This is a genomic window from Alteraurantiacibacter aquimixticola, assembly GCF_004965515.1.
In the GTDB taxonomy this organism is placed as follows: Bacteria; Pseudomonadota; Alphaproteobacteria; order Sphingomonadales; family Sphingomonadaceae; genus Alteraurantiacibacter; species Alteraurantiacibacter aquimixticola.
Genome location: NZ_SSHH01000004.1, coordinates 203,023 through 220,030, shown reverse-complemented (window position 1 = coordinate 220,030; position 17,008 = coordinate 203,023). Strand labels below are relative to the sequence as shown.

15 protein-coding genes are annotated in these 17,008 nt (G+C 61.2%); 9 read left to right on the top strand and 6 right to left on the bottom strand.

The features are described 5' to 3' along the window. Positions 1-172 precede the first annotated feature (172 nt). A complete protein-coding gene (locus E5222_RS14700; RefSeq protein ID WP_136694554.1) occupies positions 173-442 on the top strand; it encodes a spike base protein, RCAP_Rcc01079 family in 270 nt (89 codons plus the stop codon). Positions 443-606: 164 nt separating this feature from the next. Continuing rightward, positions 607-3,465 (top strand): hypothetical protein, encoded by a 2,859-nt coding sequence (locus tag E5222_RS14695; protein WP_136694553.1) that lies wholly within the window; start codon positions 607-609, stop codon positions 3,463-3,465. Between the two features lie 36 nt (positions 3,466-3,501). On the opposite strand, the gene E5222_RS14690 is transcribed toward E5222_RS14695, so the two are convergent. Together E5222_RS14690 and E5222_RS14685 are read right to left on the bottom strand one after the other, a co-directional pair. Next, the gene (locus tag E5222_RS14690) at positions 3,502-4,092 is read right to left on the bottom strand and encodes an acyltransferase (protein WP_211196168.1); all 591 of its coding nucleotides are present in this window, start codon (positions 4,090-4,092) and stop codon (positions 3,502-3,504) included. Positions 4,093-4,159: 67 nt separating this feature from the next. Further along, entirely contained in the window at positions 4,160-4,819 is a 660-nt protein-coding gene (locus tag E5222_RS14685) for a sulfotransferase family protein (RefSeq protein ID WP_136694552.1), read from the bottom strand. A gap of 200 nt (positions 4,820-5,019) precedes the next feature. Between E5222_RS14685 and E5222_RS14680 the strand changes: the two genes are divergently transcribed. From E5222_RS14680 to E5222_RS14660, 5 genes are read left to right on the top strand one after another with little or no spacing between them, the layout of a single operon-like run. Continuing rightward, a complete protein-coding gene (locus E5222_RS14680) occupies positions 5,020-5,952 on the top strand; it encodes a hypothetical protein (protein WP_136694551.1) in 933 nt (310 codons plus the stop codon). Between the two features lie 47 nt (positions 5,953-5,999). Beyond that, positions 6,000-7,154 (top strand): glycosyltransferase family 4 protein, encoded by a 1,155-nt coding sequence (locus tag E5222_RS14675; RefSeq protein WP_169053623.1) that lies wholly within the window; start codon positions 6,000-6,002, stop codon positions 7,152-7,154. Further along, positions 7,151-8,098: a glycosyltransferase family 2 protein gene (locus E5222_RS14670; RefSeq protein ID WP_136694549.1), complete on the top strand. Its 948-nt coding sequence runs from the start codon at positions 7,151-7,153 to the stop codon at positions 8,096-8,098. The genes E5222_RS14675 and E5222_RS14670 overlap by 4 nt, the downstream gene beginning before the upstream one ends. A 4-nt stretch (positions 8,099-8,102) precedes the next feature. Then, entirely contained in the window at positions 8,103-9,152 is a 1,050-nt protein-coding gene (locus tag E5222_RS14665; RefSeq protein ID WP_246021839.1) for a polysaccharide pyruvyl transferase family protein, read from the top strand. 30 nt (positions 9,153-9,182) lie between these two features. Then, positions 9,183-10,601: an oligosaccharide flippase family protein gene (locus E5222_RS14660; RefSeq protein ID WP_136694547.1), complete on the top strand. Its 1,419-nt coding sequence runs from the start codon at positions 9,183-9,185 to the stop codon at positions 10,599-10,601. A gap of 18 nt (positions 10,602-10,619) precedes the next feature. Here the strand turns inward: E5222_RS14660 and rfbB are convergent, their stop codons facing one another. From rfbB to rfbA, 4 genes are read right to left on the bottom strand one after another with little or no spacing between them, the layout of a single operon-like run. Next, positions 10,620-11,675 (bottom strand): dTDP-glucose 4,6-dehydratase, encoded by a 1,056-nt coding sequence (rfbB, locus tag E5222_RS14655; RefSeq protein ID WP_136694546.1) that lies wholly within the window; start codon positions 11,673-11,675, stop codon positions 10,620-10,622. Then, complete coding sequence (gene rfbD, locus E5222_RS14650; protein WP_136694545.1) at positions 11,668-12,516, bottom strand: dTDP-4-dehydrorhamnose reductase; 849 nt, start codon at positions 12,514-12,516, stop codon at positions 11,668-11,670. Before rfbD ends, rfbB begins: the two co-directional genes overlap by 8 nt. Beyond that, positions 12,513-13,058: a dTDP-4-dehydrorhamnose 3,5-epimerase gene (gene rfbC, locus E5222_RS14645; protein WP_136694544.1), complete on the bottom strand. Its 546-nt coding sequence runs from the start codon at positions 13,056-13,058 to the stop codon at positions 12,513-12,515. Before rfbC ends, rfbD begins: the two co-directional genes overlap by 4 nt. Next, a complete protein-coding gene (gene rfbA / locus E5222_RS14640) occupies positions 13,055-13,948 on the bottom strand; it encodes a glucose-1-phosphate thymidylyltransferase RfbA (protein ID WP_246021810.1) in 894 nt (297 codons plus the stop codon). Before rfbA ends, rfbC begins: the two co-directional genes overlap by 4 nt. A gap of 125 nt (positions 13,949-14,073) precedes the next feature. Here rfbA and E5222_RS14635 point away from each other — a divergent pair, with 125 nt between their 5' ends. Together E5222_RS14635 and E5222_RS14630 are read left to right on the top strand one after the other, a co-directional pair. Further along, the gene (locus tag E5222_RS14635; protein WP_136694543.1) at positions 14,074-15,348 is read left to right on the top strand and encodes a nucleotidyltransferase family protein; all 1,275 of its coding nucleotides are present in this window, start codon (positions 14,074-14,076) and stop codon (positions 15,346-15,348) included. Then, the gene (locus tag E5222_RS14630) at positions 15,345-17,006 is read left to right on the top strand and encodes an ABC transporter ATP-binding protein (protein ID WP_136694542.1); all 1,662 of its coding nucleotides are present in this window, start codon (positions 15,345-15,347) and stop codon (positions 17,004-17,006) included. Before E5222_RS14635 ends, E5222_RS14630 begins: the two co-directional genes overlap by 4 nt. The last annotated feature ends 2 nt before the right edge of the window (positions 17,007-17,008 follow it).

Below are 17,008 nucleotides of genomic sequence, written 5' to 3'. Positions count from 1 at the left end.
GCTGACCGTGGAAGGAGAAGTCGGCACAGAGGCCATCGGATATCCTGCTTTGCCGCAATTGCGAGAATAGTAGCTTGACTGCCATGGAACGCAAAAAGGAAAAAACGCTTTCCTACACGGGTTTGGACCGCAAATGGCTTTGTTCCCTTATTGTTCCAAGGAGCAGATGCACATGACCAACGACCCTTTCGCCAACTACAAGGACTCCCCAATCGCCCCTTCGACGAACTGCTTCGCCGTCCAGCCAAGCGACGATGAAGGGCTGCCGGTGCCGACCAAGGCGCTTTATGTCGGCCAAGCAGGCGACGTCATGCTGCTTGCCCTGCGCTCGGCGAGCCCGGTTCTGTTCGCCAACGTACCTGCCGGTACGATTCTCGATGTGCGCGCGCAGGCGGTGCATGCGACCGGGACCACCGCGTCGGACATCGTGGGGCTCGCCTGATGGGGCGCTTCGGCTTTGGCTTTGGCGCGGGCATGGCCTTACCCCCGCTCTCGTTTGGAGGACCGCACACCGCATTTACGCCCCTGGTCTCGCCATCTCCTGATTGGGACGGCTCGCTTGCGAGTGGTTTCGACGGGACTTATGGGGCCACGCCGGAAGACCCGGTGCGCACCACCTCGAAACCGGCATGCAGGCTGATCGTCCCGCCCCGCCAATGGTTTACCGATACGCTGACGGTCGGCGTCGCAGCCTACGCGCTCTTCGAAGGCTCGCTGATGGACAATTGCGGGATCGACTTCATCCGTGTCCATTTCGAGGGCGGTACGGTCGACATCGCTGCGCCGTCTTTCCATAGCTTCGCTTCCAAACGGGGCGATGTGGTCACCTATCTTGGCTGGTGGGTGCGGCTGAAGAAGCCTGCCGGTGTTGCCGGATATGGCCATGTCTATTTCGAGGCCATACCGAAGGATGCCACGATGCAAAGCCGTGTGATCGGCCCCTTCATCTTCGCGCCGCAGGACCAGCTGCACGATGGCAGCATCACCGTGGCGGCAAGCGGCGGCGCGGACTTCACCAACATGAACGATGCGACTAACCATGCCAAGGCGCAGGGCTGGCAGAACCCGCTCATCGCCATCACCGAGGCGGGCGACTACCTGATGACCGCCGATGACAACCCGGCGTATGCGGACCAGAACGGCTACATGAACATCGAGGCACGCGTGCCCGGCGTTTCCATCAGCGGCGGCGGCGTGGCATCGCGGATAGTCCATAACAAGTCTCGGCTTCACTTCATGGGGCCGCTGCTCACCATCGACATGCGCGGGATTATCGAGATCACTGGTAGCACAGGTCCGGATAATCTTGGCTTGCATTGGCTGGACGGGATTACGTTAACTTCCACCCACCCGGATGGCCGGTTCGAATTGTTCCGTGGCGAGAAGATCGACCAGTTCGGGTGGCGAGTGGAGCGAAACAGCTGGATGACGGAATGCACCGTGTCCAACCTCGCCGGGGCAGGTGGCGATTGCACGCTGGTGCGCGGCTGTACCTTCGAAGCGATCACTTATGATATCGTTTCGGGTGCGAAATGCGTGATCGATAACGTGGTGAACGACCACGCCGATACGTTCTGGGGCACCAATCATGCGGTATTCACCGCCAGCTATACCGGCGCGGAGGCCACTGCGACCTTGCGCCGGAACGGCGGTGCTGGCGGCGACGACATCTATTACTATGCGAACTGGGGCGCCAATGAGGCGGTGTTCCACACCGGTGGCAGCACTGATTATTACAACGGCAATGTCGGGGACGGCTACAGCGTTCAGGACGTGGTGGACTGGCTCAACACCTTGCCGGGCTGGAGCGCAGCGAGCAACAACTCCACGGTAGCCGATTATGTCGCCGGTCGCGTGTCGGCCACTACAGGTGCAGGATCACAGGGCTTTGCCGCAGTCGATATGAAAGATGTGACGCACCAGTTTTACATCCAGTGGTCGCGTCATTCGGATTTCTACCAGATTGCCAGCAATGGCTTCCAGAACGGGGTCTTCACCGGCAACCTTGTCAATGGAGCCAATGTGCAGTCAGTATTCTTGGGGCCTGCCGGTGGCGGGCTGATAGCCGACTGCTTCTTCATCAATGATATTTACCATACCGTGGCCGCTGGCGATAAGAAGAGCCAGTGGGGCAAGGCCAATTGCCAATTCTCCCATGTCGTCGCGATGCACAACACATGGACCAATCAGTCCGTGTCGATCCGCATGGACAGCGTCAACATGGACCTCGACAGCTATTGCGCCTTTGCCAACAATGCCTTGCCAGGCCTCGGCTATGCCGGTGCTGGCCCCGATCCTGACATGGTGCCGCGCGACAACCACGTGCATGGAGCGGGTGCCATCCCAGGCGGTTTGGAAACCACCAGTGGCGGCGATGAAGCGACCTTGTTCGCCGACGTTACGGCAGGCGATTTCACCCCTGCGGCGCAATTGGAGGCTAGCCCCAAGGCCCCCCGCTTCGCCTGGGATCGTAACCGACAGCTGCGTGCGGAAGTAGACGCCGTAGGCGCGCTCAAGGGTGTGATCGTCACGCCGGGCGCGTTTGCATTTGCCGCCGCGGCAGATGCCGAACTGGATACCGTCTATGTCAGCAACGCCGTGACGCTTGCGGGCATGGTCGCGCCAGGCCAGCTGTTCGTGACCGGCGGCGAATACCGCGTCAATGGCGGAGCATGGTCCTCGGCCAACACCACCGCGGACAATGGCGATACCGTGGAATTGCGAGTGACATCGAGCGACGCGAGCGAGGCAACGGTGACTGCAAGGCTGACTGTCGGCACGGTGAGCGAGGACTTCACTGTAACCACGAAGTTCGTCGCCAACCAAATGACGAGCTATGCCGCCACGCTGGGCTGGTGGGATTACACCAGGCCGCAGGACATGACGGCAGGCGACGGCGGTGCCGTAGTTCAGGGGGACAGCGACACTGTTGCGCTGGTTCCCAACCAGATGCCGGGCGGCTTGTTCGATCTGGAGCAGACCGACCCGGCGCTGCGCCCGATCTATGACAAAGGTATCTATCATGATCCGGTATTGACGGACCGCCTTACCATGCCGTTGTCCACCTCGAAGCCCGGCAATGCGACGCTGGTATTTGTGCAGAAGAGTGGCCGCGCTGATACCGACCTGTTCGTGAACTTCGCCAGTTCGACCAGGGTCCGCGCGCAGTCTGGAAACAGCGCTGCGGTATCCCCGCCCACATCAGTGAATGGTGTGGTGCAGGCCACTCGCGGCAATCTATCGACAGCGATCAGCACGAACACCGCCAACGTCATCGTGATCGACGGGGTGAACATGGGCAGTTGGGGCGGTATGAATGTTGGTGGCAATACCAGTGCCTATCGCACCTCCGCGCAATATTGGCTTGTCGCCATGCTGAACAAGGACGCGCCCGATTACGCCGATGCGCTGGCCTATGCCACCGGCACCGAGGCGCTGCGGCAGATCGCGGTGTTGGGATTGTAGCCAGCCCTATCGGCGATCTCGCAACATAATCGCCACTTAGTCCGCCGGCCTGTGTGTGACCTCGCGTTGACTGACGACGCGAGCAGGCGAGCCCGCAGCGATAGCCATCGCGGGTATCTCGCCCTTCACAACAGCGCCGGCGGCTATAATGGCGCCATCGCCGATCCTGGCGCCCGGCAACACCACGCACCGCGTTGCCAGCCACACATCGTTGCCGATCACGATGTCGCCTTCGCTCATCGGCTGTTCGGTGACCGGCGAACCCCGGTTGTAGTTGTAGCTTGCGGCGGTCAGCATGACATCGGGCCCGAACAGCACATCGTCGCCGACAATGATCCGCCCTTTTGCGGGGCCTGCCCATAAATGGCACCGCGAACCGATGCGCACGCGATCGCCAAGGACTATCCGCTCGCCATTGGCAAAGACCGCGTCGGGGCTGATGCTCGGTTCGGCCCCTATTTTCATTACCCGCAGCTGCGACACGTGCGAGTAATTGTAATAATTGATGATCTTGAAAAGATGCATCCAGGCGCGAGGATCGAAAGCGGAGCCGACAAGGCGCATCAGGCGCGAGCGGAGATCGAGGCTTTTCTTGTATGGGAGAGGCTCTTCGCTCATCTGATCCATAACCCTTCATCTTCGCGGCGCTGGGCAAACGCAAGCAGAACCCTGCCCTTCTGCCGTTCGCTCGACGCTATGACAGGATCCCGGCGCGCCTCATCCTGCCCCTGATCCGCCGGAAGACCGAATTGCGCGCCTTGCGCGTATTCGTGTGCACGAACGGCCCGGTTGGTGCACCCTCGATGCCCAGGAATGGCGCGAGCTTCTCCCATCCATCGCCTGCCTCCAGGCGCATCACCAGCAAATCATCTGGGCGGTCAGCGAAATAATCGAGCACCGCAGCATTATGCGCTTCATAGACCGCTCGATAGCGGTCTTCATTGCCTACGGGCGCCCCGGCATCCTCACCATAAGTCAATTGCTGCATAACATGGGCATTGTCGCGAAAATGGCCGACGATAGAACGGATCCATGCGTCCGCATCGCGCAAGGTCAGAATGAACTTCGAGCCTGGGAAGGCTGCGTCGAGCTCCCGAAACATCAGCGGCCAGGGCATGTCTTCCAGCGCGTCGTATTCCCGGGCAATTTCCAGGCCGCGATCGACATAGGTTGCCTTGAGTTCGTCATAGGTCAGGTCGCGACCGAAAACGCTTTTGACCCGGTATCCCACAGATTGCAGAGCATGTTCCAGGCTCGTGGTCCCGGTCTTCTGGAACCCGATGCAAAATACCTTTTGTTTCGGCACCCGACTTTGGTCCTCGCCTCTGTTGCGGTGCAACAAGCGCCGCGCCAATCACAATCCTGAATACCCGATGGGTGCACCAAGTGATAATGATAACGCAGGAGTTTGCGAGGAAAAAGGCACGGATTTCGTGGATTTTCCGGCATAATGTGCCAAGCGCGGAATCCCCTTTGCAATCGCACAATGACTTTGGGAAATGCGGCCCGGCATGCTAGCGGGGATGTATCAGAGGGTCCCGTCCAGGAGTTGAAATGCCGGTGCCGACATTCGACGTTTCGATTGCGGCGCATTACGTACCCGCACGTATCCCATATCTTGCAAAGGTGCTTGAAGCGATTGCCGGCTGGCGGCGCGAACAGGTCACAGTCACGGTCGTCACCAACGACCTTGCCATCGCTGACGAGGATCTGATCGGGCAAGCCAAACGCAAGTTGGAAGCTGCCGGCTTCGCCCTGAAATTCGACCGGGCCCACGGCATGGACCATCCCTGGCATCTGACCTGGTGGCACAAGCGACATCTTCGCGAATGGTTCGACAGGTCCGGGACCGCACAAGACCTGTTCATGTATATCGAAGACGATATCGTCGTCGATGCGGACAATATCGCCTATTTCGAGCGCTTCCTTCCGGGCGCCAAGGCGGCTGGCTGTATCCCGGGCTTCCTGCGTTACGAGGTGCTGCCGGACGGAACGCGCATGTCGCCCGACAGCCGCGGCTACCAGCCGGTACAGGATCGCGAGAAGCTGACAGTCGACGGACAAGCCTTCGTCGCCCCGCAATTTTCTTATTGGGCGGGCTTCGTGCTCGACCGGGAACTCTGCGCGGAATATTTCGCCTCGCCATGGTCGGATATCGACGAGGCGGACACCCTGCCCCAATCGCGCAACCACTCCTGCCGTGTGCAATCCGCCTGGGCGCTTACGTTTGAAAATGTCCCGCGCGGCCTGCCTTCGCGTTACGTAGTGCCGGTGGACCAGGAGCTCGCGCCGCTGCCGGAATGCATGGTCTGGCATTCGGCCAACAACTATACCGTATCCAAGACGCACAATTTCGGTACGGTTCGCATGCAGGATATGCTGCTTGAACCTGGACCGCTCGCATCGTTGCGCCAGGCGCATTGGGATGCGCAAGCACTCGCGCGGCGGCTGGTGGACAAGGTGAAGCGAGAGCTGGGCCGATCATGAATGCTGCGACGGCTACTGTCGCGGATCCTCCGCCGCATTCGCCGCGCGTGGCGATCATTACGCGGCGTTTCGACATCCTTTCGCAGACCTTCGTACGCGATCACGTGCGGGCGTTTCCGGCAGAAGTGCTGGCACTCGTCTCAACCGCGTCTCCACCGCCGGAGTTCGCGGATATTCCCCATCTCATGCTGGCCGATCCCGTATACGATCGATCATCGCGCTTGCGCATGCAGCTCAAGAAGCGGCTTCGGTTGCGGGCCTTCGCCTATCCTCAGCGACTGACGCAGCAAAACCGCGCCGCAATCGAATCGTTCCTGAGGCGACAGGATGTCGGGACCGTCCTGGTCGAATTCGGGGACTTTGCGATGGACGTACTTCCCGCCGTCCTGGCCGCCGGTGCGCGGGCCTATGTCTACTTCCATGGCTTCGACATCTTCATCCTCACCTGGACGGCGCGCTATGAAAGCGAATTGCGCAAGCTGCTGCAGCGCATCGACGGAGCGATTATCGGGTCCGAGATGATGCGGTGCCGGCTGATCGAGCTCGGCTGCGACCCCGGTAAAATCAGCAAGATTCCTTGCGGGGTGCGAATTCCTCCGATCGAAGACATGCCCGGGCAGCGCGGAGGCCGGGCAGTGATGGTTTCGCGGATGATACCGTGGAAAGGCCCCGATCTTGCGATAAGAAGTTTCGCGAAAGCGCTGGCGTTGGTGCCAGGCGCGACGCTCGAGATCATAGGCGAAGGGCCGCTGGAACCGGATTTGCGTCAATTGGTCCGTGATCTGGAGATCGGAGACAACGTCCTGTTCAGGGGCGGACTTTCCCACGCGGATACGCTCTCTGCCATCGCGAAATCCGACATGCTGATCCAGCATAATGTCTCGATCCCGAAGAGCGGCGTCGAAACGCTGGGCCTTTCCGTGCTCGAAGCGATGGCCTATGCCAAGCCAGTCGTCGTCACCCGTCACGGATCGTTTCGCGAAACCGTACTGGACGGGGAGACGGGCTTCCTCGTAGATGAACGCGATGTCGATGCAATGGGGCAAAAAATCGCCCTCCTGCTTCAGGACAAGGAGCTTGCTCGCAAGATGGGCCAGCAGGGAAGGCGGTCCGTTGCGGAGCGGTACGAGATGAAGCGGGCGAATATGCTCCTAAGATCACTTCTGATTGGCCATGATCCAAACATGGAAGACGAGCGATGAAGTCGCATAGCGCGAACGCTCCGGCACCAGAGGTGAGCGTTGTCATCCCGGCATATCGGGCAGCGCGCTTCATCTCCAACGCCATCGATTCTGTCTTGGCTCAAGAGGGTGTGAGCTATGAAGTCATTGTGGTCGACGATGAGTGCCCGGAGAGAACCGCTGACAAGGTGACTTCAACTTACGAGGGCGACACGCGAGTGCGCGCTATTCGGCTTGATCGCAACCAAGGCCCGGCGGGTGCGAGAAATGCCGGATTTCGTGAGGCAAAAGGAGAGTGGATCGCCGTGCTCGATGCCGATGACACCTTCGATCTCGGAAGATTGGCGCGGTTGGTGAGGGCGGGTCGTGAATTCCACGCAGATCTGGTTGCGGATAATGTGCGAGTCTACGATGCCGTGGCTGAAAAATTGAGTGGCCGGAAAATAACCAGCATAAACCAGCCAGAGTGGATCGACTTACCTGCACTTCTTCGGCAGTCGCGACCGGATACTGGCCAGCTCGATTACGGTTTGCTTAAACCTTGTTTCCGAAGCCAGTTTGTTGCGAGCCTTCCGGAGCTTTATCCCACCGCAGTCAGGCATGGCGAGGATTTCCAGTTCTATGTCCGCTGCCTGGTCGCAGGAGGGCGTTTCCTGCTCTTGCCCGAGCCAGGCTATCGCTGGACGTCGCGAAATTCCGGATTTAGCCAGACAAAAACCGACTACCTTGGCATGGCGCGGGACTCCCGAGCGCTAAAGAATGCGGCAGGTATAAGTGGCAATGCAGATTATGAAAAACTGCTCGAAGAACGGGCAGAAGCTCTCTCGGATTTTTTCTATGCCAGCGCTCAAAGGGGGTTCAAGGCAAGTCTTCAGCAACGCCGGTACTTAAGAGCGATCAGGTCTCTAATAAAGCACCCATTTCTCCGCAAAAATCTGATAGCTAACCTATTTAACAAAGGATAAATTGGTGGAGCTATTTTATTACAGAGGTACCAAGCCAAATTTTGGCGACGATCTGAATGAGCTGGTGTGGCCTGCGATCCTCTCTTCCGGCGTATTCGAGATCGATGATTTGGTCATTGTAGGCATTGGCAGCATACTTTCGGAAGAGTGGATCGGGAAATTTGAGGGTTCGGGGAAGACCGTAGTCATTCTTGGGGCAGGCACGTCTTATGACTTGCCTCCGAAAGCGGTTTCGAAATGGCTTGTGAAAGCCGTCAGGGGACCTCTGACAGCGAAAGTCATCGGCATGCCCGAAGCTGCTATTACCGACGGAGCAATCCTCCTGGCTGCCAAGCCCGGATTGCTGCCTGATCGCAGCGATGGCGGGGACGTGGTCTTCATGCCGCATCATCGCAGCATCAGAAGCGCGCGGTGGGAACATATTGCCGATCGAGCGGGAATGCGCTTCGTTTCCCCGCAGCAGCCGGTGGATGATGTTCTGCAAGCCTTTGCCGGGGCGAAGCTTGTCGTCACCGAGGCGATGCACGGGGCGATCGTCGCCGATACGATGCGGATACCGTGGGTTCCGGTCATGATCTCACCCGCATTCGACGAGTTCAAGTGGCGGGACTGGACCTCGTCGATGGAAGTTCCCCTGCGGCCCGCGACCATTTCGGCCGGACACGGAACGGACGAATGGGTCTATGCCCGGATGCAGACGATCCTCTCGCGGCACGGCATCGTTCCAGAGCGAACGCTGAATGAGGCGATCGCGCAGGATGCGCTGGTCGAATATCTGAAGAAGCGCTTCGATCCTTCATTAAAAAGGGCGCTCTTGCAGTGCCGCCCAAGCCGCGCACGGCGTGTCTTCGCGAAGCTCCTGTTCCCTGCGCGCCGCCTTGCCGAAAGCAGGGCGATAGCCGATCTGAAAAAGGTCGCCGTCGGCCCGACATTCCTCAGCGATCCGAAGGTCTTCGCCGCGAAATTGCAAGCGATGAAGGAAGCGGTTGCGGAAGTGGAGGATCTCGTCCGCAACGCGCGGGTCGATAGCGGCAAGCGTATCGCATCGAAATGAGACCATCGCCCGGCAGCCATCAGCAAAGCCATGCGTAGAAACATCTATTCTGCGTTGACCGCCCAATCCGTCGTGGCTGTTGTCAGCCTTGCGGCATCGATTGCCGTGGCGCGCATGATGCAGCCGGCAGAGTTTGGCGTCTTTTCCATCGGCCTCGCCGTCATCACGCTCGTCGGCGTTCTGCAGCGCGGCGTCGGCGAATATCTGCTTTATGCCAAGGATGACCTGATTGAGACAAGGCGCAGTGTTTTCGGCTTCGCGTTTCTGGGAACGCTGATCGGTGTAGTGGCGATTTTCGCCAGCCGTCCGCTGTTGCTCGAAATCTATGAAAGCCCCGGCGTCGCCGACATCACGATGGTTCTGCCGCTGGCGATGGTGGTCATCTTGTTCACCATGCCGATCACCAACATGCTGGCCCGCGAGGAACGCTTCGTCATCATCAACGTGGCGACGGCCATTTCCACCATTGTCATGTCGGCATTGCAGGTGGGCCTGGTCTGGCTCGGTTTTAGCTATATGGGCCTCGCCTATGCCACCGTGGCGGCAGCCTTCGCGCAGCTCCTGTTCCTGATTTTTGTCGCGCCCGAGCATGTGCTGCTTCGGCCATCTTTCGCGAACATGAGGAAGATCGCCAGTTTCGGTTCGATGATGATCGGATCCAACCTGTTGCAGACCATGACAAGCCAGGCCGGTCAAATGATCATCGGGGCCATGGCCAACGTGTCGCAGGCAGCGCTCTTCGCGCGCGCCGGCACGGTTTCGCGGCTTTATAACCAGACCATACCCAGAGCGATCGATCCGCTGATTCGCGCACGTATTGGCGCCCAGCAGCGCGATGGGCTGAATGGCCTCGAGACGGTGCTCAATTCCAGCATGGTCATGCTGACCGTATCGACCGCGTTCTTCGGTTTCCTGGCCGTGGCATCGGATTTGATCGTCCCCCTGGTCTATGGCGAGCAGTGGGCCCCGGCGGCGCCAGCGATGACGATCATCGCGCTTGGGCTCATCTTCTGGCCGATCACCAGCCCTGCCACGGCCTATCTCACGGCGTGCGATCGGCTGGACGTCGTCTTGCGCAACCGGATCTTCAATCTGGCCTTGCGGGTCGTTTTGCTGATCGTGCTGGTGCCATACGGCCTGGAGGCTGCGTGTCTGGCAATCATGGCGTCGGGCTACTTCAATGCCGGGCAACTGATCTACGCGTTAAAGCGCTATTGCGATACCGATGTCGCGAAGCTGCTGCGGGCTCTCATCCGGCCGTTCTTGACCGGCGCGATACCGGTGTTGATCACCTTCGTCGCGAAGCTGGCCCTGGCGCGTTTGGGAACGGAAGGCTGGGCACTGCTCGGTGCAATTGCCGCCGTCATGTCAGGCACTTCGCTGGCGAGCCTTTTCTTGTTGAAGCATCCGCTGGCGGATGAAATCCGCACGCTTATCAAGCGGAGGTGATGCAATTCGCGCTTAGGCTTACCGCGATTGCAGGGGCCGCCACCAGTCCTCATTGTTCAGATACCATCGCAAGGTATCGGCCAGGCCCTGTTCGAAATCGTGCTGCGGCACATAGCCCAGTTCGTCGCGCGCTTTCGTCTCGTCGATCGCATAGCGCCGATCGTGGCCCTTGCGGTCCTCGACGAATGTCTTGAGCCCGGCGGTCGGCTTCCCGCTGGCGGCCGGGGCATCGGGAAAGCGTGCTGCAAGCCCGTCGATCGTCGCGAAGGCGCGGTCTACTTCGGCGCAGATGCGGTCGATCACAGCCATGTTGGGCAATTCCTCGCCGCCGCCGATATTATAGGTCTCACCGGGCTTGCCCCGGTTGAGGCATGCATCGATCCCGCGGCAGTGATCCTCGACATAAAGCCAGTCGCGCACATTCATTCCGTCGCCGTAAATGGGCAGGTGGCGGCCATGCAGCGCGTTCAGCAGGAAGAGGGGGATCAGCTTTTCCGGATATTGATAGGGCCCGTAATTGTTCGAGCAATTGCTGGTCGTGACATCCAGGCCGAAGGTGTGGTGATAGGCACGCACCAGATGGTCGGAAGAGGCCTTTGACGCCGAATAGGGCGAATTGGGCGCGTAGGGAGTAGTCTCGCTGAAGGCGGGATCCTCGGGGCCGAGCGATCCGTAGACCTCGTCGGTGGAGATATGGTGGAAGCGGTGCGGCTTGCCGCTGCCATCGTCCAGCCAGACGGAACGGGCAGCCTTCAGCAGGCTGTTGGTGCCCAGGATATTGGTGTCGATAAAGGCATCGGGCCCGCTGATCGACCGGTCCACATGGCTTTCGGCGGCGAAGTGCACGATGGTTGCGATGTCGCGCGTTCGAAGCAGCTCTTCGACCAGGGCGGTATCGCGGATATCGCCGACGACCAGTTCGGCCTGCTCGACCCCGGCAATCGTAGACCTGTTGCCGGCATAGGTCAGGCAATCGAGCACGATAAGCGCATCGCCGGGGTGACGGTCCGCCCAGTAATGGACGAAGTTCCCGCCGATAAAACCGGCACCCCCAGTGACGAGCAGATTAGCCAAACTGTGCTTCCTCTTCCAACATCCTGCGCAGGTTGACGCGCCAGTGTACGTCGCCATCCTGCAGCAGGGCACGCGTAGCGCTGCAATCGAGTAGAGAAAAGGCTGGGCGGGTGGCCGGCGTGGGATAGTCTGCCGTGGCGATGGGGCGGATGGCGATGGCCCGCTTGAGCAAGCCAAGCGCCAGCGCCTCCTCCTGGATCGCAACGGCAAAATCATACCAGCTGGCCACGCCTGCATCGCTGTGATGGAAGGTGCCGCAGGCATTCTTGTCCAGCAGGCCCCAGATCGTGCGGGCAAGGCCGGGCGCCCAGGTTGGCGCGCCGATCTGGTCGGCGACCACGGCGAGCTCTTCCCTTTCGCGCATCAGCCGCAGCATGGTGCGCACGAAATTCGCGCCTCCGGCGGAATGGATCCAGCTGGTACGGACCAGCAGGTCACCCGGGCGCAAGGCGTCCTCGCCCGCGGCCTTGGTGCGGCCATAGGCTGACAGGGGGTTGCGCGGATCGTCCGGGCGATAGGCGCGGCTGGAGGTCCCGTCGAACACGAAATCGGTCGAGACATGGACGAGCTTGCCCTGATGTTCGGCCACGAGCGTGGCGACGGCTTCGGTATTGACGGCGCTGGCGGCTGCTTCGTCGCTTTCCGCGGCGTCGACCGCGGTGAAGGCGGCCGCATTGATGACGATGTCCGGCGAAACATGCCTGACCAGCTCACGCACGGCGCGCGGATCGGTCAGATCGCAATCGGTCCGGTCGACGTATGAAACGTGAACCCCTTCCGGCGCGGTGGCGAGCAGCGCCCGGCCCAGCTGGCCAGCGGCTCCGGTGATCAGGATGTTCACAGGAAGGCCGTCACATCGGCCAATGCCTGACCGTCACGGTCCTTGCCGGAAAGGATTGGCGAGAGGCCGTCGAGAGGCCACTCTATGCCGATTTCGGGATCGTCCCAGGCCAGCGTGTGTTCGTGCTGCGGCGCGTAGGGCGCATCGCATTTGTAGAGGAAGTCGGTCCCGTCCTCCAGCGTCAGGAAGCCGTGCGCAAAGCCGCGCGGAACCCAGAACAGGCGCTTGTTCGTTGCCGACAGTTCGACGCCCACCCATTTGCCGAAAGTGGGTGAACCCTTGCGCAGATCCACCGCGACATCGAACACCGCGCCGTGAACCACTCGCACCAGCTTGCCCTGCGCGCCGGGGTCCTGGAAATGGAGGCCGCGCAAGACGCCCTTTTGCGAGCGGCTGTGATTGTCCTGCACGAAATCCACGTCGAGGCCGGCTGCGGCGAATGCGGCGCGGTTCCAGCTTTCCATGAAGAAGCCGCGATCGTCGCCATAGACATCCGGTTCGATCACCAGCGGGCCGGGGATCGCGCAAGGCTCGACCTTCATGCGTAGCCCTTACTGTGCAGGAGTTGCATCAGGTATTCGCCATAGCCCGACTTGATCAGCGGCGCGGCGATACTTTCCAGCTGAGCGTCATCGATGAAGCCCTGCCGCCAGGCGATTTCCTCTGGGCAGCAGATCTTCAGCCCCTGCCGCTCCTCGGTAATGCGGACATAGCTTGCCGCATCGAGCAGCGACTGGTGCGTACCGGTATCGAGCCAGGCAAATCCGCGGCCCATGATTTCCACAGCCAGCTGTCCCTCTTCGAGGTAGAGGCGGTTGAGGTCGGTAATCTCGAGTTCGCCGCGAGCCGAAGGCGTCAGGTCCCGTGCGCGATCGACGACTGTGCCGTCATAGAAATAGAGGCCCGTCACCGCATAATTGGACTTGGGCCGGACCGGCTTTTCCTCGATCGAGATTGCCCTGCCGTCCGGACCGAATTCGACCACGCCATAGGCGCAGGGATCGTTCACGCGATAGGCGAAGACGCTCGCGCCGCTCTCCTGCCGGTTGGCGCTTGCGAGCAATTCGGGCAGGCCGTGGCCGTAAAAGATATTGTCGCCCAGGATCAGTGCGCTGGGATGTCCGGCAAGGAAATCCGCCCCGATGTGAAAGGCTTGTGCAAGCCCGTCCGGGCTCGGCTGGACGGCGTAGGACAGCTCCACGCCGAAGGACGATCCGTCACCCAGCACCCGGCGAAAGGCCTCCTCGTCCTCGGGTGTGGTGATGACGAGTATTTCGCGGATTCCGGCGAGCATGAGCGTGCTCAGCGGGTAATAGATCATCGGCTTGTCGAAGACGGGCATCAGCTGTTTTGAAACGCCCTTGGTCAGCGGATAGAGCCGCGTTCCCGTTCCCCCAGCCAGGATGATGCCTTTGCGTGCGGTCTGCTTCACGGATTATTCCCTTTTTGCAGACAGTTTCTCATGACCGATGGTTGCATTGCAGCAATCCGGAACCGGGTCAACGGTCTTGCCCGGCTGGCGCTTGGGGTTGGACATCCGCGTCGTCGCGGCGCATTTTGCCCCTCGACCTGCTGGCGATTCATGTACGGGCGCGGAGGGTCAGGAAAAGGCGGGGACCGTTTGCGATGCAGGCCAGTCGTGACGACAGGCAAACAGGCCAATTGCCGGAAGGCTCCCGCACACCACCGGTGGCGATAGCGAATATCGATGCCTTCCTTGCGCAAGCACTGGCCGCACCCGAAAGCACCGCATCGCCTGCCTTCGACCTCGATGTTGCTGCCGATAGCGTGTGGCAACGGATCGAGTTTCACGGCATTGCCCTTGCACTGTGCGACGCGGATGCGGGGTTGCGCTCATGGCCCGAAGACCTGCGCGAAAGTGTCCTCGAAGAAGCGCGGCACCAGGTCTTGTGGGAGGAATCGCATCGCGAGGTCGTCATCGCGCTTCTCGACCGGCTCGACGAGCAGGGAATCCCCGCGCTGGTGATGAAGGGAACCGCGCTCGCCTATTCTGTCTATGACAGGCCAGCGACCAGGCGGCGTGGCGATACCGACCTGCTGGTGGCGCGGAGCGATCTGCGCAAGGCGCGACAGGTGATGGCCGCCGCCGGACTGGAGCGCATAAGCGATGCCCATTTCGGGCAGGAGGTCTGGGTCCGCGACACCGGGATCGGCTTTGTCCATGCCATCGACCTGCATTGGGAGGTCATCGGTTCCCCGTCCCTGCGCCGCCTGATCGGCCATGACGAGTGTTTCGCGCATGCCATTCCGCTTGAGCGCCTTGCGGGACACGCCCGCACGCTGGATCCGGTATTGCAGCTCCTCAGGGGAGCCATCAATCGGGAGCTGCACATCGTCCATGGTTACATCGCAGGTGCGCAGAGGCATCATGAGGGCGACCGGCTGATCTGGCGGATGGACACGCATCTGCTGGCCCCCTCGCTGACCGAGGGGCAATGGCGGGAACTGGGTCGCCTCGCCTGCGAGCGGGGCCTGGCCGGCGCGATTCTGACGTCGTTGCGCGGCGCGCAGGCGTCTTTCGGCACGACCCTTTGCGAGTCTGCCGTCGCGGATCTCGAGGCGGCACAGGGGGCCAACCCGATCGCCGACCATCTTGCCGAAACCAATGCGCTCGCGCGATTGCGGGCCGATCTGGCGGCCCTGGAAACGCCCGAAGAAAAACTGGAACTGTTCAGGGTGCGGGTATTCCCGTCGCGGTCGCAGATAGAGCGCAGATATCCGGAAGCGAGCGGCTGGCCGATGCCGTTGCAGCATCTATACAGACTGCTTTCCGCCGGGCTGCGGCTGTTCACGGGAAGGCGGGGCCGATGAAGCTGCGCTCACTCCTGCGCCGGGCTGCGCCCTATCGCGGCCAGCTGCTGGCCATCAGCTTGCTGACCGTGCTGTCGTCCGTAACGACGCTCGCCATCCCCTGGCTGGCGGGTAGCGTCCTGGGCGGCGTGGTGGAGGGCGCGACAACCGACCAGACATGGGCCATAGTGCTGCTGGTGGTGGCTCTCGTCGTCATGACGGCGCTCACCATTGCCGTATCGATCCTGTCCGCCGCCGCATCGGGCCGCGCGCTGGCGGCGTTGCGCACCGAAGCGATCGAACATGTCCAGCGCCTGCCGATGGGTTACCATCATCGCAGTCACGCCGGCGACCTGCTGTCGGTTACCACCTGGGAAGTCGTCAATCTCAGCGAGTTTCTCTCGGCCACGATGGCGAAGGCGCCATCGCAGGTACTGACGGCTATCGGGGCCGTGATCCTGCTGTTTGCCATCGAGCCGAGAGTTGCACTGTTCGTACCGCTGGTGGTGCCGGTATTCTATATCGCGCTGCGATTGATCGGACGCAGGCTGCGCCTGCTTGGCGGTCAGGCACGCGATGCCGATGCCACCCTGATCTCATTTGCCGAGACTCAGCTTGAACTGGTGCCTGCGACCAAGTCCTTCGCGATGGAGGAGCAGATGGTCGCGCGCTTCGCGCAACACGCGGAAAGCTCGCGGCAGCTGAACCTGCAACAGGCCAGGCTCAGCGCCTTGCTGGGCCCGCTCATTGCGCTTCTCGCCGCGCTCGCCGCGATCGCGGTGATCCTCCTCGCGGGAGTGGCCATGGATCCGCAGCGCAGCCCCGCCGAGCTGTTCAGCTTTCTGCTCTATGCGGCCCTGCTCACGCGTCCTGTCGGCGCCCTTGCCGACCTTTACGGACGCTACCGCTTTGCCGGCGGAACGCTGGAGAAGCTCGAGGCGGTCCTGCATGAGGAGGAAGAGCCTGGATATGCCAGCGGCGAGACTGCGATCCCGCGGGGCGATATCGTGTTCGACGCGGTGTCCTTTGCCTATCCCGGTCGCCCGGAAGTCCTCACCGATTTCAGCCTGACTATTCCGCGGGGCCAGGTGATTGCGATTACCGGGGAGAACGGCGCGGGCAAATCGACCCTCATCAGCCTGCTGTTGCAGTTCTACAGGCCCGACGCAGGCCGGATCGCGCTGGACGGGCGGGATGTCGCCAGCTTTCAGGTGCAGGCGCTGCGTCAGTCTGTCGGGGTCGTCCCGCAAAGGGCGCTGCTGTTCGCTGGATCGGTGCGCGAGAATATCTGCTTCGGCCATCCCGATGCGGGGGCAAAAGTCCTCGAGCGTGCCTTGCGGCTTGCACAGGCGACGGACTTCGTCACGGCCCTGCCGCAAGGGCTGGATACACGGATCGGCGATCACGGTGTGCGCCTCTCGGGCGGTCAGCGCCAGCGTATCGCGCTCGCCCGCGCACTGCTTGCCGATCCGCCGGTCCTGGTCTTCGATGAGGCAACCGCGATGTTCGATTCCGAGGCCGAGCAGGCATTCGTGCAGCAATGCCGGGACGCGCTTGCCGGCCGGACGGTCATCCTGATCACCCATCGTCCCGCCAGCCTCGCCCTGGCCCATCGGATTATCCGCATGGAGCATGGCCGGGTAGTCGATGATCGACCGGGTGGGCAGGCCCGGTCATAGCT